This window comes from Phyllobacterium sp. RCAM01083 (assembly GCF_055685835.1).
In genome coordinates, this window is the sequence record NZ_JBVFZN010000004.1 from 166829 (window position 1) to 183102 (window position 16274).

General features: G+C 52.6%; 13 protein-coding genes. All 13 read right to left on the reverse strand.

What is annotated here, in order from left to right:
* Nucleotides 1-8 precede the first annotated feature (8 nt).
* Entirely contained in the window at nucleotides 9-176 is a 168-nt protein-coding gene (locus ACZ25R_RS04905; RefSeq protein ID WP_223614240.1) for a hypothetical protein, read from the reverse strand.
* Between the two features lie 11 nt (nucleotides 177-187).
* Nucleotides 188-1891, reverse strand: coding sequence for a potassium-transporting ATPase subunit KdpA (kdpA, locus tag ACZ25R_RS04910; protein ID WP_346306764.1), 1704 nt, complete (start codon nucleotides 1889-1891; stop codon nucleotides 188-190).
* A 34-nt stretch (nucleotides 1892-1925) separates the two neighbouring features.
* Nucleotides 1926-2015, reverse strand: a complete 90-nt coding sequence (locus ACZ25R_RS04915) for a K(+)-transporting ATPase subunit F (protein WP_163593559.1) — start codon at nucleotides 2013-2015, stop codon at nucleotides 1926-1928.
* Nucleotides 2016-2841: 826 nt separating this feature from the next.
* Complete coding sequence (locus ACZ25R_RS04920) at nucleotides 2842-3732, reverse strand: class I SAM-dependent methyltransferase (RefSeq protein ID WP_472460247.1); 891 nt, start codon at nucleotides 3730-3732, stop codon at nucleotides 2842-2844.
* Nucleotides 3733-3993: 261 nt separating this feature from the next.
* The gene (locus ACZ25R_RS04925) at nucleotides 3994-6981 is read right to left on the reverse strand and encodes a glycosyltransferase family 2 protein (protein ID WP_472460248.1); all 2988 of its coding nucleotides are present in this window, start codon (nucleotides 6979-6981) and stop codon (nucleotides 3994-3996) included.
* A 102-nt stretch (nucleotides 6982-7083) separates the two neighbouring features.
* Nucleotides 7084-9213 (reverse strand): hypothetical protein, encoded by a 2130-nt coding sequence (locus tag ACZ25R_RS04930; RefSeq protein ID WP_472460249.1) that lies wholly within the window; start codon nucleotides 9211-9213, stop codon nucleotides 7084-7086.
* Nucleotides 9214-9249: 36 nt separating this feature from the next.
* On the reverse strand, nucleotides 9250-9675 hold the full coding sequence (locus ACZ25R_RS04935; protein ID WP_472460250.1) for a GtrA family protein: 426 nt from the start codon (nucleotides 9673-9675) through the stop codon (nucleotides 9250-9252).
* Nucleotides 9675-10955, reverse strand: a complete 1281-nt coding sequence (locus ACZ25R_RS04940) for an NAD(P)/FAD-dependent oxidoreductase (protein WP_472460251.1) — start codon at nucleotides 10953-10955, stop codon at nucleotides 9675-9677. Before ACZ25R_RS04940 ends, ACZ25R_RS04935 begins: the two co-directional genes overlap by 1 nt.
* 9 nt (nucleotides 10956-10964) lie before the next feature.
* A complete protein-coding gene (locus ACZ25R_RS04945; RefSeq protein ID WP_472460252.1) occupies nucleotides 10965-11900 on the reverse strand; it encodes an NAD-dependent epimerase/dehydratase family protein in 936 nt (311 codons plus the stop codon).
* Nucleotides 11897-12634, reverse strand: coding sequence for an SDR family NAD(P)-dependent oxidoreductase (locus ACZ25R_RS04950; protein WP_472460253.1), 738 nt, complete (start codon nucleotides 12632-12634; stop codon nucleotides 11897-11899). Before ACZ25R_RS04950 ends, ACZ25R_RS04945 begins: the two co-directional genes overlap by 4 nt.
* A 17-nt stretch (nucleotides 12635-12651) precedes the next feature.
* Nucleotides 12652-13986, reverse strand: a complete 1335-nt coding sequence (locus ACZ25R_RS04955; RefSeq protein WP_472460254.1) for an FAD-binding protein — start codon at nucleotides 13984-13986, stop codon at nucleotides 12652-12654.
* Nucleotides 13983-15461, reverse strand: coding sequence for a UbiA family prenyltransferase (locus tag ACZ25R_RS04960; protein ID WP_472460255.1), 1479 nt, complete (start codon nucleotides 15459-15461; stop codon nucleotides 13983-13985). The genes ACZ25R_RS04955 and ACZ25R_RS04960 overlap by 4 nt, the downstream gene beginning before the upstream one ends.
* A 224-nt stretch (nucleotides 15462-15685) precedes the next feature.
* A complete protein-coding gene (locus ACZ25R_RS04965; RefSeq protein ID WP_472460256.1) occupies nucleotides 15686-16138 on the reverse strand; it encodes an Rrf2 family transcriptional regulator in 453 nt (150 codons plus the stop codon).
* Nucleotides 16139-16274 lie beyond the last annotated feature (136 nt).

A 16274-nucleotide genomic window follows, 5' to 3' on the forward strand; every position in this document is an offset into this window, starting at 1 on the left:
AGCGGCGATCATGACGCTGTGACTGTGTGAAGACAGGCGTATGCCGCAAGCCAGACGATCAGCATCACCAGGGTCATGCCAAGGATGATGTCGGAGGCGCGCACGCGCTTGGCTGCCCCTCGCGCCAGCTTGCCGGCGCGAGGATGGACGTTGAATTGCAGGTAACCGTGACGCATGACTGGCTCCATCAGAAGGTCTGGCCGAGACCGATGGCGAGGTGCTCGACAATCGGTCCGACAGCCAGGGCCGGGAAGAATGTGAGACCGCCGACGATCAGGATGACGCCAATGAGAAGTCCGACAAACAAACCACCATGGGTTGGGAAGGTGCCTGCGGATTCCGGAACGGTCTTCTTGACGACCAGCGACCCGGCAATTGCCATGACCGGAATGATCACGAAGAACCGGCCCATGAGCATGCCGATGGCGAGCGTCAGATTATACCAGGTGGTGTTTCCGCTGAGACCGCCGAATGCCGAGCCATTGTTGGCGGCAGCTGATGTATAGGCATACAGGATTTCGGAGAAACCGTGCGGGCCGGAATTGCCGGTTGCAGCAACAGCCGATGGCAGCACGCATGCAATCGCCGTGAACCCAAGCATGGCAAGCGGCAGGCACAGCACGCCCAGCATGGCCATCTTCACTTCCTTGGCTTCGATCTTCTTACCAAGATATTCCGGCGTGCGGCCGACCATCAGCCCGGCAACGAAAACCGCGATCACCACATAGAGCAAGATGCCATAGAGACCGGCACCAACACCGCCGATGATGACCTCACCCAGCATCATGTTGATCATGGGCAGCATGCCGCCAATGGCCATGAAGCTGTCATGCATGGCATTGACCGCGCCGCACGATGCAGCCGTTGTGATCACGGCGAAGAGCGCCGACAAAGCGATGCCGAAGCGGGTCTCCTTGCCTTCCATATTGCCGCCATCAATCCCAAGCGCATGCACCAGCGGATTGCCGGCGGCTTCCGACCAGTAGCAGGCGGTAACACCGGCCAGGAAAAGAACACCCATAGCGGCGAAGAGAGCCCAGCCTTGACGTTGGTTTCCAACCATCCGACCGAAAACATTGGTCAGCGCGGCACCGATCGCAAAGATCGAGACCATCTGGATGAAGTTCGAGATGGCATCCGGGTTTTCAAAGGGATGGGCCGAGTTGGCATTGAAGAAACCGCCGCCATTCGTGCCGAGCATCTTGATTGCCAGCTGGGATGCGACGGGGCCGACGGCAATGGTCTGCTTTGCGCCTTCGAGCGTTGTGGCATCCACATAGGTCCCGAGTGTCTGCGGAACACCGAGATACACATAGACAAGCGTCAGAACGATGCAGATGGGGAGCAGTATGTAGAGCGTGCTTCGCGTCAGATCGACCCAGAAATTGCCGACGGACTTGCCTGACGTGCGGGCAAACCCGCGAATGAGGGCGATGGCAATCGCAATGCCTGTGGCTGCCGATACGAAGTTCTGAACCGTGAAACCGGCCATCTGAACGAGATAGGACATGGAGCTTTCGCCGCCATAGTTCTGCCAGTTGGTGTTGGTGACAAAGCTGACAGCGCTGTTGAAGGCAAGACCGGGTTCCGTTGCCGTCATGCCAGCGGGATTATAGGGAAGGATTCCCTGGAACCTCTGCAAGGCATAAAGCACAATGAGGCCGCCCAAGCTGAAGAGCAGCAATGCAGCCGTATAGGTGGTCCAGTGTTGTTCGTCGCGCTCGCTTGTTCCGGCGATACGATAAAGGCCCCGCTCCACCGGAACGAGGACGGGCGAAAGGAATGTACGCTCGCCGTTAAAAACACGCGTCATGTAACCGCCAAGCGGTTTCACAAGTAAGATGATGATCCCGCAGTAAACGAGAATCTGTATCCAGCCGTTGAGAGTCATAGGTGTAGCTTTCCAAGCCTGGTGTCAGAGGCGATCAGAAGCGCTCTGGGCGAACCAGCGCGTAAGTGAGATAGGCAAGAAGGAACAAGGTCACTCCACCTCCGAGAATGTAATCGATGGTCATTGTCTGATCCTTCCGATCACAAATTTTCGCAGGCTTTTGTATAAGCCAGCGAAATGAGAAAGAACAAAACACCAATTCCAAGAACAATAAAGTCCATCTGGAGAACTCCTTATATAGACAGCATCGATATTGCCGATCATTACTCAAAAGTATTTTCAGACAAATTGCTGAGCAAAGGAGTTATGCCGCCTCGGACATAAGAATTCGAGACGGGACACAGAGAGGAGGTATAAGGAAACTATAAGGATTTGAGGGGAATTGGCTGAATCCCGAGCAACAGCGGAACGCACGCCAAGCAGATGGAATAATTTCATAAAAAGCCATAAGCGCCCCAAGACGGAGGCATCTCGGTCAGGAAATCATTTAAATCCCAGAACTGCTCACCGGCCAACTACTCAGCAAAATGACGGCGATACCAGCGAGAATGACAAGCCATAACCGCAGGAAAATGCCCAATTCCTCACGATAGTCAGCAAGCGCAGATTTTGGACCAATCACCATCACCGCCTTCGGCGGTAATTCAGCACGCATACCATCGTGTCAGTGCAGAGCCGTACGACAGATTCTGGAACGTGGGAATGTTCCACGTGTCCTTTTCAACGATGCGGCCCGTTCAGGAGAACCAGACTGTTGTTAGGACGTTGATCCGCGCCTAAAAGACGCAGATATTTTTCTATTGGATGCGCAGGACAAAGAAATAACCAGCCCATAAGCCATGAAGAGAGCAGCCCAAACAGTCATTGCTGTGATTTGTATACCCCAAACATCTCGGAGATATTTTCAGACGACGAATACTGAATGGTCTAAAGCCGTCCTCAATCAAGGCTCAGACTGCTTTCAAAATCGCGATGAATTCATTACGGGGAAACGGCGTTTCAAAAACTGTCTCAAGTTGCAATTTTATCATGTCCAATTGGGCTAAAGTGTTGACAATCGATTTGAAGCTTAAGGGCGTAAATTGCCAAGCGTGCACGTCAACATACGAACCATTGCTTGAACGCCACTCGACAATCGACGACCGGATTCTTTCGATGTAAGCACTATCCAGGGCAGTATCATCATTGTCATTCTGCCAATGCCTCAAAGGATCGTTGTGCGTCGTCAAAGCCCGATGTTCAATAACACTTTGGGGTGAATGAACTTTTCGTTTCTCAAGATGTGCAGATATGATTTGAGCAATGCTCGATTCTGGTATCTTGTTATCGAAACAATATCTCTTGTCTGGAACAATCACGTAGTATCTGCCGCCCGGATTGAGCAAGCTTCCCACCTTGTTCAGATGGTCAACAAAATCCGGCTGATGTTCAATGCAATGTGCGCTCAGAACAGCATCGAATTTCTTATCAACGACGGACAAATCGCCAATAGGGGATACATAGTCGACAGTTGGAATAGCTTCTGTAGAGTATCCCTCCAGTTCTGCTCGCTCCGTAAGTTCGGCGCTGGTTCGAACGTCAAAATAGGAAACATTGTTTCCGACCAAGACAGGTCGAAAATATGGGCCAATCTCCAGGACAAGGCCAACATTCAACACCACTTCTTTTAATGTTTCTCTGTAGGCCAACTTAGGATTAGCTACGCCCATGAGGTCCATTGGCTGAGGGTGAGAAATATCAGGGGTTGGTTCGGGTTGAGTGATAGCTGTCGATGGATTCCAAAGAACTCTTAACTGCCGCTTGATGCGACCGGGTATTCTTGCAGCCAGTGTTTTAATCATGTGCCCCCCATTGCTCGCACGTACACGTATGCACACACTCCTGCAATATCAAATGAAGAACTATTCTCAAAATTAAGGAACCGATCACCTCGGGACGACCATCACGCAATAGGGTAAGAATTGCTCCAAATATCTCAAACGCTGTTACTTTGACATTACCGCCTCTGCGGCAATCCTCAATAGAGATACGAGAGAACGCTACCGCGAGTCGCAATCCCTGAATTTCAGGCATTCAAAGTGCCGGAACAATACCACCGCGTATTATAGGGCGTTCCTATCTTCTGCGAAGCTCGCCTTGACTCTTGGCGGCCAGCCAAGAGAAAAATCTTCCCGATCGACTGTCAGATTTGGACTGTATGCGGGATCTTCTTGAAGAATTTTACCCCATCGTTGCTGAATAAATTTTGCTTCACTTGCGAAGCGTTGCTTCTTTTCTGGTGTGTCTTCAAGGCCACGTGATGCGGACTCATGATGATAAAGCTCTGCATAGGGCGTCCACACATTGCGATACCCTGCCTCGCGAACGCGAATGCAAAAGTCGACATCGTTAAAAGCCACCTTGAGATTCTCTTCATCCAAACCGCCGACTTCCTGGAAGATATCTTTTCTTATGATCAAACAGGCAGCCGTTACAGCGCTAAGGGTTTGAATAAGCTGCGCACGCCAAAAATAGCCAGGAGCCCCTCGTGGAAGCCCCTTGTGGGAGTGCCCAGCTACTCCACCAAGACCCAATATGACTCCACCGTGCTGAAGTGTATCATCGGGATACCACAAGCGTGCACCAACAGCCCCCACCCCAGGCTGACTGGCTATGCTGATCATTTCACCAAGCCAATCAGCGGAGATGACTTCGATATCATTGTTGATCAGACCGACAAACTCTCCCTTTGCTTCCACTACGGCGCCATTATTCAAAGCGGAATAATTGAATGGTCTCGTATCACGGATAACACGAATCCGATCTTTGTGAGAAATAGCATCAAGATATCTTAGAGTATCCTCATCATCCGAATTGTTGTCGATGATGATTATCTCGTAGTTTGGGTATTCTGTTTTTTCAACTATGCTATCTATACATTGACGCAGCAGTTTTAACCCATTGCGTGTTGGAATTATCAGGCTTACCAGAGGAAGTGGATCTGGCAATTTGTAACGGGCCCGATACATGCCAAAATCCAGCAATTCCGACGTGGCATCAATTCCCATCCGTTGAAAGTGCTCATTGAGAACCTGCTGGCCAACACGAAGTGCATATCCCTTGTTATCGCCCGATTGAGCAGTGCTGTCCGCATGGCTGCGCCAATGATAAAGAACACGCGGAACGTGAATAATTTGATCGGGCTTCAATAGCTCGATAAAGCGCAAGGCAAGATCATAATCTTGAGAGCCTTCTGTGCCTTCTCTGAATCCACCAAGCTGCTTAACCATATCCGCTCGATAAACCCCCAAATGACAAATCATATTGTGCGACAGGAATAAGTCTGGATTCCAGTCGGACTTGAAATACGGACTAAAACGTTTCCCCACTTCATCAATTTTGTCTTCATCCGAGTAGATCAGTTTTGCAGTCGGGTTGCGTTCAAGTGCTTCAAAAATATGGTAAAGGGCCTCGGGCGCCAACACATCGTCTTGGTCCATTAACGCAATCCACTCGCCAGTCGCGAGTTCAAGTGCGCTATTAGAGGCTGCGGAGATGTGGCCATTGGCTTCACGAAAAGTGACCAGTATTCGCTTGTCTAGCGCCGCATATTTGAGAAGTTCTTCGCAAACTTTTGGATTTGTAGACTTATCATCCGCGATGCAAAGTTGCCAATTTGGATAAACTTGGTCACGAACCGATTGAACAGCTTCCTGCAACCATGCCAAGTTAGGATTATAGACCGGCATCACAACGGATATTTGAGGTAGTTGCTTCGGCCCTTTCAGAAGCGCTTTGACTTTCGCAGATTCTAACTGATTAAGAGATCCGTAATTATGGAGCCATTCTGAATAATCATTTCCGAATAAAAGACCTCTCGAGCTTGCAATGGAAGCTTCCCTGGTTCTTTGTATCAAACCTGATATACCCTCACGCCGAATTATCCTGATAGCGCGCCCGACCGCTGGTTTCAGGCCACCGCTGCGACGTATCATTCTCGGAAAGGTGCCAAAAATTCTTACTGCGCTACGGATCCGATTGCCAAAAAATCGATAAGGCGCTGTTAATCTCCAGCTCATTGAACGCTGGTACGCAAGAAGTTCATTAGCTTTCCGCGAGAGCTGATTTTGAAGCTCACTTCCAAGCTGGCTCGTTTCAGAGAACTTAGATTTCAGCGCAGAAATCTCCCTTCTAAGGGTATCAACGCGATGGTTCAGTTCATCGTTCTCTCGCGTCAGTCTGTCGTTCAGACTATGCTTGTCTTCTATTGCAATTTCTAAACTCTGGATATGACGAGAACACTCGTCTAACTCCTTTACTTTTACGCCCAGCGCATCTTGTTTGAGAAGAACCGCGGACTCCGCCTGAACCGCAGCACCGAGCCGGGCATAAAATTCCCTGACAGCGCCCGCTCCAGCTTCAGATTTTGTGAGATCAAACATTGCGCGGATGGCAGTTGGCAACTTCTTGCCAACACCCAGAACGCCAAGCCCATGCCCGTGAAAAAATTCAAAAGATGGATAGGCTGTGCGCAACGTTTCCCATAATTTATAGACGCCAAAGCCCCGTTCCCTGACGTTCGTGTCGTGAAAAACGACCACTGCTCGATCAGAAAGCTTCGGCCTCCAAGTTTCGAAATCGTGTTCCACATCCTCAAGAAAGTGGCGCCCGTCGATGTGAAGCAAATCTATCGTCCCGTCGCTGAAATGCGTCGAGGCCTCGTCAAATGTTGACCGCACAAGGTCGGAAAACACTGAATAGTTTTTGTCGTTGTGAGTCCTTACGGTTTCGAATACCGCATCCGAGTATTGGCCGGAATGCTCATCACCCTTCCATGTGTCAACCGCATAGCAGCGTGTGTTGATTTCAAGCCTTTGCACCGCTTGACAGAACGCGAAATAGGAAAAGCCCCCGTGGGTCCCAAGTTCGACAAAAGTCCGTGGTCTGAGCGCGTCGATGAGCCAGAATGCAAAGGGTCCATGCTCCAGCCATGCAGACTCTGCCACAATATTATTCACAGGCCAGAATGAAGCCCGGGAAAGTGCCTTGTCCAAGCCTTGCAACCCAACTGCGATCGAGGCCTCGGCTTTTGGGTTAGAACCATGATTCATGAACCTTGTTTCCTTCTCAAGACGGTCGTCCAGTGCCTATTATCTCAACCAATTTCGTTTGGCCGGCTACTTCACCAGAGTCGAGTTCAACATATGTGACTACTAGCGTTGAAAAGCCGGAGTTGCCATGGCACCCCACGCTCCCCATCCCCGTCCATTGTCTTCCAGCGTTATACTCAGGTCCAATTTTTCGCCTTCCTTGCAAGTGTCAAACGCATTTATCTGCAAATATTGCCATAAATGGGGTGGGAGCGAATCCAACTGCTTTGTATCGACAAAAATCAGCCTGCCGTTGGTTTTTACAACAAGACTTAATCCCTCGGCTGAAGGTCCGCGCAAGATTGGTACAATAACATTCTGGCACACCGCATCGAGAACATTGTACGTCACGCCACCAACGTCCTCATCGGAAGAAACCCAAGTACCACTAATCTCAGCTCCCTTGTAAGGTGTGCTGATTATGAGCGTTGGCGGTATTCCCGGACTGGCTGCAGCCCCCGAATGTATGACCTCTGTTCGAAGCGGTGCGAACTCACCCGGTTGGATCAGAAAAGGTCCCTTGGGTAAAGGCGGCAAATTCAAGCGGCAGGGCGATTCGTCTTCACCAAAAATAGCCAACAGAGATACGGGGAGAGCTGGGTCGGCAGAAGCCATGTTTACGGGCACGACAAAACCGCGATAGCTGTCGCTTAGTCCAACAGCTTTAACAACATCGGAACGAGGTTGAAGTGGGACCGTGTATCCCAGAACATTCTGACTTGAGTCGACGGCAACTATCCAACTTGGATTTTGCCGTGCAACGTTTGTCACCCAGCCAACCGCTTGCCACCCCGAAGCAGAAAGGCGCTGGACCTTATCGACGGCCCCACGTTCACAAGCTTGAGCCGGTTTATCTGTCCATTTCTTCCACCTCAATGCGGATAGTTCCGGGTTCTCTGCGAATAGATTGAGTTTGGCGTCACGCAGAAAATCAATAGCGGGCCTTATTCGGCCTGGCGTCGGGTATAATTTCAGCAATTGCTCATCAATACCCACACCAGAAGACAGAAAGTATCCAGCCTGGTTTACTGCATTCGCCTGACCGACACTTACAATATTGCCGGGCTTCAAGCTGGTCCATGCTGCAACACTCAAGGCGAGAAGAATGCACAATCCCGATCGAACCTGACGATGTGACGGCCGGTGTGCGGATCTAACTGTCACTCGAAAAAGTATAGCAAAAAGTGTCATCCACAATACAAGCATAGGTGTCGCGTAACGTGATGCCAATGCTGCGCCTGTACCCAGCGCGCTCCTCCCCCAGGCCGCGCCAACAGCCGCTGCAAAGAGAAAACTTGCGAGGGTAAAGAGCCCCACCAAAGCCTCATCAAGCGACCGTCTGCGCAGAAACGGTATTAAAATACAAATTACGAATAGAATGCTGTAAGCGCCAAACAACACCAGACCACATATCGCGGCAATAACCCCTCGATTGCTGATGGGGCTACCAAGCATGCCAAAAAAGAAAGACACAAGGTTGCCGAGTGTCTTTAGCGCAGGATCTCCGACGGAGGGTGCACCATGTGTCAAAACGACAAACGCACCAATGAACAATGCCGCGACGAATGCATAAAGCACCGTTTTAATCGGCCGGTAGCGGCGAAGAACAAACAGGATGATAATGGAAACAGGCAATGCGATGCCATTGCCCATCGAAAACACACCCAAGCCCGTTGTCACAAGCAATCCAGCGAACCACCAAGGGGATGTGACTTGCTCACGGTCACTTACTTTCAACCCAATAAGACAGCTTATCAGTGTGAAGATCAGCACGAGATAAAACTGAGGTTGGAAGCCCCAGAGCAAATTCTCCCATTGGGCCAGCGAGAATCCGGATGCAGAGAAAATTAGAAAGAATGGATAGAAATACTTATTCTCTTTATCATTGACAAACAAAAGCTTGGCCAACAGCCACGCAATACAAAATGTTGCGATGCCAATCGACACAATGAGCGGACCATTTGTTAGACTAAAAAAATAGTAATCGAGAAAGAAAAGCAGCTTTGTCGTTGCAATGACATGCTCGTTATGCGCAGCAAAAAGATACTCGAGCGAGAGTGTGTCTTGCTTTGATTTTGCCAGATCAATTGCAAATTCCCACTGATCCCAAAAAAGGGGCACCATATAGTTCCCGCGCACGAATAAAATGGAATAAATTATTAGTACCAAGGAGATCGAGCAGATCAACGCCAAGAATATCGCGTTCCTTGTGACCATTCTAAGCATTGATTATTGTCCATCCTTACGGGCGAAAGTGAATGATTTATGCGCGAGGTAGCTGGTGACAACGGGGCTCAGGACGCCGATGATATGGGCTGTCGTGTCCGCGTTCCACGTGTAATTGATCAGGGGGAAAAACCAGCGGGCCAGACCGACACTGACGAGCCAGACCTGCAGGAGCGACACCAGATTGACCAGGCCGAACCGAATGTATTCCTGGCGCACGGAGCTGCCCGACTGATCGAAGACGAACAGCTTCATCAGGATATAGGCTGTTGTCATTCCAGCCAGGTAAGCCAGCACGATTGCCGCACTGAACGGCATGATCTGCGACAGGGCAATGCGCGAGGCAATGTTCACCGCAGCTGCGATACCACCCGAAATGACAAAACGCAGAAATGGCGAGGCGACGATTGCAGTCGCTCGCTCACGCATCAGACGACCGCCTCGGCCATGGACCTGCCAAAGCGGATGCTCTCCGACACACCCCGGTCTTCGGGATAGTAAAAGCATGTGTCGGCAATCTGCAGGCCAGAGATCGGTGTCTGCACCGCTGGCAGTTTCTCGTAAAAATTGGGCTCGCACACCGGCTGGGCATACCGAAGACGGCCCACCGTTGCGTCGATGAGATCGTTTCGGGTAATGACCGGATTGATGCGCTGGATATAGCCGAACGCCTCATCAATGAACTGCTGATCCGTCCACTGCCATTTTGGCTGGCTGGTCGGCATGTAGTAGGGCACGTACACAATCGTGTCATCCACCGGGCGCAGGTTTGAAAACTCGATGATACCGGGAATATCGATGTTTTCATCGACAATGTTGAGCCAGAAATTCTTCGTGACAGACCGCTTGAGCTTGAACAGCAGACAGACAACCCCGATGTTGCGGATGGCGTCGTACCGATCCCGCCAGGACTGCGGAAGATCCGGAGCAAGTTTGGACACCAACGGCGTCGGCACCGTAGAAATCACCGCATCGCCGGGGAAAAACCTCCCGCCTGCCGTAACACCAATGACTTTCCCGTTCTCCGTTTCTATTTTTTCGGCCGGCGCCGCGAGATGCAGCCGCCCGCCCTTTGCTTCAAACGCAGATACCAGTGCCTTGACGAGGGTCTCGCTTCCTCCCTCGATATAGCCCAGCTCCTCCTGAAATATCGAACGACGGGAATTGCCGATGCGCTTGATGCGCGTGGCAATCCAAGATGCGGAGATATCGTCCGACAGTTCGTAGAACTTGAGCTGCATCAGGCGGCGCCAAAGCGTCTCATAGACTTCCTTGCCGGACCCGCGCTCGATCCATTGTCTGGCAGTCAATTTTTCAATGCTGTTGAAGACCTTTGCCTTCGTCGTCAAAAACATCTGCACGCCAGTGCGCAACTTCGCAATGAAGCTCAGATGCGGGAACATCAGCAGTGAAATGGGGCTTCCCCAAGGATGGACCTTGTCTTTCATGTAATAGGCCATGGACGTTGGCGTCCAGCGCATCTTGTCGCCGATACCGAGCTCGTCCATCAAGGCGAAGGTCGGCTTGTCGGTTTTGCAGACAAAGTGATAGTACCGCTCGATCGACAATCCACCGAAGTCAAAGTGCGCGGCCATACCGCCCGGTTTGCTGTCCGCCTCGATCAAATCAACTTCATGACCAAGCGTTACGGCCCGGTGCGCTGCGGCAAGCCCCATCGGGCCAGCACCTATGACAATGATCCTGCTCATATAAAATCCTCAGAAATCCAGAACGATGCCGGAATAGCGGGCATCAAGATATGTTTCTTCCAGCGCGGTGCGCAGCGGTGTTGCTTTGATGCCGAATATTTCCGGCCAATCGATCACCGGAAATGTTTCCGGTATGACCAGCGCTTCGAGCTGCCGGGTGGTGAACGGCGGATTGCTGTTGAACTTGCCGTACACGAACAACAGCGCCCAGAACAGGCGATAGGGCAGATGAACGATCCTGGCTTTCGGCTTAACCGTGTCATGTATCAGTTGGATGAGATCACCATAGTGAATCTGCTCCAGCCCCGATATGTCATAAGTTCCTGTCGCGCGGCTGGCCAAACCGGACGCGATGATCGCAGCGAAATCGCCGACATAAAGCGGTTGACGGATAAACTTGCCATCGCCGGGAATGGGAAAGATAGCGGTCCGGTCCATAAACCTGCGCAACCAGCCCAGATGTTTGCGATCGAACCAGCCAAACATCAGCGTCGGGCGCAATATCAGATGCGGAATGTCGCCGACGGTGTCGATGAATTTCTCTTGGGCCGTCTTGGAGCGTGTGTAGAAATCATCGGCCTGCGAGTGCACGACCGAAGAAGAAATCTGCACGAAATAGGGTATGCTGTGCTTTCGCATGGCCGCGACAATGTTTTCAGTGGCCGTGACATTGTTGTCGGTGAACTCCTGTTCGTGGAGACCGCCAATCTGCGCTTGATTGAGCACCAGGGCATCGGCACCGGCCAGTGCATCCATCCATGGGCCCGGCTTGGCGAGATCGGCTTCGATTGTCTCGATTTCCGGATGCATCCGCCGCAGCAAAGCGGTGTTTGTCGGGTGCTTATCGATACCCACGATGTTAATATCCGAGTTCGTTTTCAGCCTGGCGATCAGGTTTTGACCAACAAGTCCTGCTGCGCCAGTTATGATAATCCGTCGTGTCATATGCTCATCCGATTGAAAATCACCGTCGGCAGATTGCGGATGATCAGCATGATCAAACGCCAGCGGCCGGGGGCGTAGAAAACTGGGCCAGTGCGATCCGCGGCGCGCCGTGCCACTCGCGCAATCTGTTCGGGCGTTGCCCACAAGGCGCCTTTGCGGTTCATACCCTCCGTCATGGGCGTGATGGTTGGCCCCGGTTTGACGATGGCAGCGCGCGGACCGTTGCTGGCGAAGCGATGGGAGATACCTTCAACGAGTGTGGCAAGCCCGGCCTTGGCCGCGCCATAGACATAATTGGCCCGTCGCCCCCGATCGCCAGCCACGGATCCCAGAACGACAAGCGAACCCCTCGCCTGCCCTTCAAATACATCGGCGACAGCGAGGCACCATGCGGCAACCGAGTTGAAATTGACCTGCAATATCTCCTCTGCAACGTCCGTGGACTGCTCCGCCTCATCCTGCTCGCCCAGCACGCCATAGGCGATAAGCACATGGTCCACGCCGCCGAGCGTTGCACAGAATTGCGCAAGCGCAGAGCGCACATCCTTTGGCACTGCCAGATCATAAACGGCAGTCTCGGCGCGGATGGCGCCCCTTACCTTCAAGTCAGCGGCGATCGCGTCGAGCTTGGCTTGTTGCCGCCCGACCAGCAACAGGTCGGCACCTTCGCTTGCGTAGAGGCGAGCCGTCGCTTCGGCAATCGCCGACGTTGCTCCCAATATGATGACACGCACGAAATTATTCCTCTTCTTTACTCGCTTATCCGGCGCCAAAAGGCGGACGAGAATGCTGGATCGACATGCTGTGCAAACGTTTCCCAAGCGGGATAACCAGCGCGAAACATTGCCGCGGAAATACGCCCGTCCTTCGCAGGGTATAGCCGTCCGCCAGCTTCGCGCACGATGTCATCGAGACGGCTCAATAAATCAAGGGTCAACTGGCCACGGTTGGGGAAATCAAGGGCAAGCGTTGTACCAGCCTGTGGAAAGGACAAAAGGCCGGGCGATACCTTCTCACCGAACGTCTTGAGCACCGCAAGGAACGAGCCTTCGCCAGCCCTTGAGATGGCCTTGAGCATTTCCGTGGTCGCATCCCTTGCCACAATGGGCGGCACAACCGACTGGTATTGGTACATTCCCCGGCGGCCGTATATCCGGTTCCAATGCCCAATGCTGTCGAGCGGATAGAAATACGGCAGATAAGGGGTGGTCGCCTTGCCTGCCGCACGGCGGCCCTTGTAAAAGTACAGGCTGTTGAACAGCCCGATCGACAGATTGTTCAGGACAAACGACGGCATGGAGAAGGGCACCGTTAACTTCGGCTTTTCCACCCTTGCCATCTTTGTTCCTCTGGGTGCATGCCGTGCACGGGTGAACAAGCCTCTTCCGAGAGCGTTTCCCTTTGCCAGACAGTCCACCCACGCCACCGTGTAGTCGGCACTGTTTTCGCTCTCGGCAGCCACGGCAAAGAATTCATCCACATTGGCAAAGGGAAGCGTCTCAACGTCCATGAGTGCGCTGGGAATGCGCATCAGCTCAATTTCAGCCCATGTGATCAGTCCCGTCAGCCCAAGCCCCCCGATCGTCGCAGCGAACAATCCGGTTTGATCATCATCTCTCAGTTCGATCTCGGTGCCATCCGACCGAAGCAGCCCGATGCGGCGCACCCATCTGCCGATCGTTCCGGCAAGATGGTGGTTCTTGCCATGAACATCATTTGCAATGGCCCCGCCCAGGGTTACAAAACGCGTTCCAGGCGTGACCGGCAAAAAAAACCCGCGCCGAACGAACAGATCGAGGATATCGGCAAAAGAGATTCCGGCTTCCGCACGCAACAGTCCTGTTGCCGGATCAAACGAAATAATCCGGTCAAGCGCAGTCATGTCGACAAGCGCCCCGCCGGGATTCAGCCCACTGTCACCGTAAGAGCGGCCAAGGCCTATGGCGAGAAGACTGTGATCGGCATCACGTGCCTCTGCAATACTGCGAGGCAACTGATCCCGCCAATTCGGCCTGCTGACAAAATGCTGCCCCTGCAGGATCCCCCCCCACGAGCGGATATCGTCTGTCGAGACAAATGATCTCATAGAGCAGCCACGAAGAGCACGGCAATCAAGAAGCCGAGCAGGACACTGGGCTTGTCACGCAAAGCGAAACTGACGGGATCGTCATTCATCCGCCCCCGGTGCGCCAGCAGCCAAATCCGGCCAACCCAGATCGCAAGAAGAACGGGAATTCCACCGAGCAGATTCGGATGGGAATAAACCGATCCCGGAAGCATTTCCTCAACGATGAACAGGACCATGACCAACAGGGACGCCACGGCGGACGCTATGCCAAACGCGAGGGTTAGTGGTGCATCCTCGAGCATATAGCCCCGGCTGGCTAGGCTGTGAGACCCTGTGGAGGCGGCACGAATAATTTCCGTATGACGCTTGGCGACCGCCAGAGAGAAGAAGAAGAACACTGAAAAGGTCAAAAGCCAGGCAGATGCAGGCAGCCGAAGCAGCGTGATCCCCATGATGAGACGCGTTGTAAACAAAATGCCGATGACCAGCGTATCAAGAATAGGCACGCGCTTGAGGCCAAAGGAGTACGCAAGCGTCAGCACGAGATAGCTTGCCAATGCGAGGGTAAAATAAGGCGTTAGCAGGAGAGAACCAACAAACGCCACGACGAGACCGATGCAGGCCATCGCCAGGCCGATGGCGATCGGAAGCCGTCCGCTGGCCAGCGCGCGATTGCGCTTCGACCAATGCTGCCGATCAGCACTGAGATCGGCCAAATCATTCAGAAGATAGGTCGAGGATGTGACAATCAAGAGACAGAAAAGACCCAGAACCGTATCGCGAAGAACGGTGAAATCGCCCCAGGCATGAGCCAGAATGAGCGGAACGAAAATTAGAGCGTTCTTCGACCAGTGATGCACCCGCAAGGCTTTGAGACTATCCTTCAAAGTCAGAGGATGATTGCTGAATTCCGCTTCAATCGGCTTGCCCAGATCACGCGCTGCCTTTGCGACGCCGGTGGAAACGCCTGCTAGGACTATTCCCGCGGCCAATTTCCACACCGCCAAGTCTGCCCTGCTGTCGCCGACATAGACAAAGCCATCAGGAAAAGTACGCGCTAGATGTTCTGCCTTCACACGTCCCTTCAGATTTGCGGTATCGGAGCCGATGGCGCTCGCAAAAATGCCGATACGCCGCGAAATATTGTCAACCACTGCCTGATTTGCCGCAGAACAGAGATGAACCTCCCGGCCGGCAGCAGCTTGCTCACGCAACCACTTCACAAGGTCTTCGCGAAGCGGCAGGACCGTTGATGCCAGGTCAACCTTTGACGCCAAAGCGGCCTTCAAGGCAGCGCGGCCCCGCAGCATGCTGGGAGCAGCGCGAATAAGCGTCGCGGGTTGGGTGAAAAGAGCTGCAACCACTTGTTCGTGCAGCGTGTCAGTCAGGATAAGTGTCTTATCCAGATCAACGACGATGGGGTACCGCGTCAACTGGACACCGGCGTTCTCTGGAGTGACCTCTCCATTCAATTCGCGATATGCCAATTCCATAGCGGGCTATAACTTTCCAAGGTGACGCTGAACTCATAGCCTTCTGGCACAAATGGCTTATCGCCACAAGTCCAGGTTCCTCATGCAGTCTGCGTCAGGCCAAGCCGATATTGGGCAAACCATTGCCTCCATCAGACACGGGCGGCAGGTGCCTTCTGCATTATTCTTATCATGATGCAAGGCCGGCTGCGGCTCCGTTGCGCGCCCTGAAGCCGCCTGATCAATCAAACCGTTTGTGCCGGCCCTTCGGTCAAATTCCGGAATCGAAGATCAAAATCACGCGCGATATCGGAAAGCTTCACCTCGGCAAAACGCGACAGGAGCATTTGTTCCGCCGCGTCGAAAGCGTCAGTCAAGGCTGCGTTGACCGATTGCTCCACAAGACAATCCGGGTGGTCGATGGCTATGCCGATTGCAAACATTTCCGGTCGCCCCAATGCCTGGTGCACGTCAAGCAGCGATATTTCCTCAAGCGGACGCGCCAGTATCCAGCCCCCGCCATGCCCCTTATCGGAACGGACATAACCGGTATTTCTCAAGCCCGCCATGGTTCGCCGCACCACCACCGGATTGGTGTTCAGCATCTTCGCAATATTGTCGGACGTGATCGAACCGTCGTGCCGATCCATATGGATCAGGACATGGAGCATTCTCGATAGGCGGCTGTCATGTCTCATACTGGTTATTCTCCTTCTGTATGCATAGCACACGCGAACGATACGTAATAGAATAAGTTACATGACTATTGACGAAAATTTTCACGTAACTTATGTTGTTATCTAATTCAAATTCTGATGCGATCCGGCATTGGAA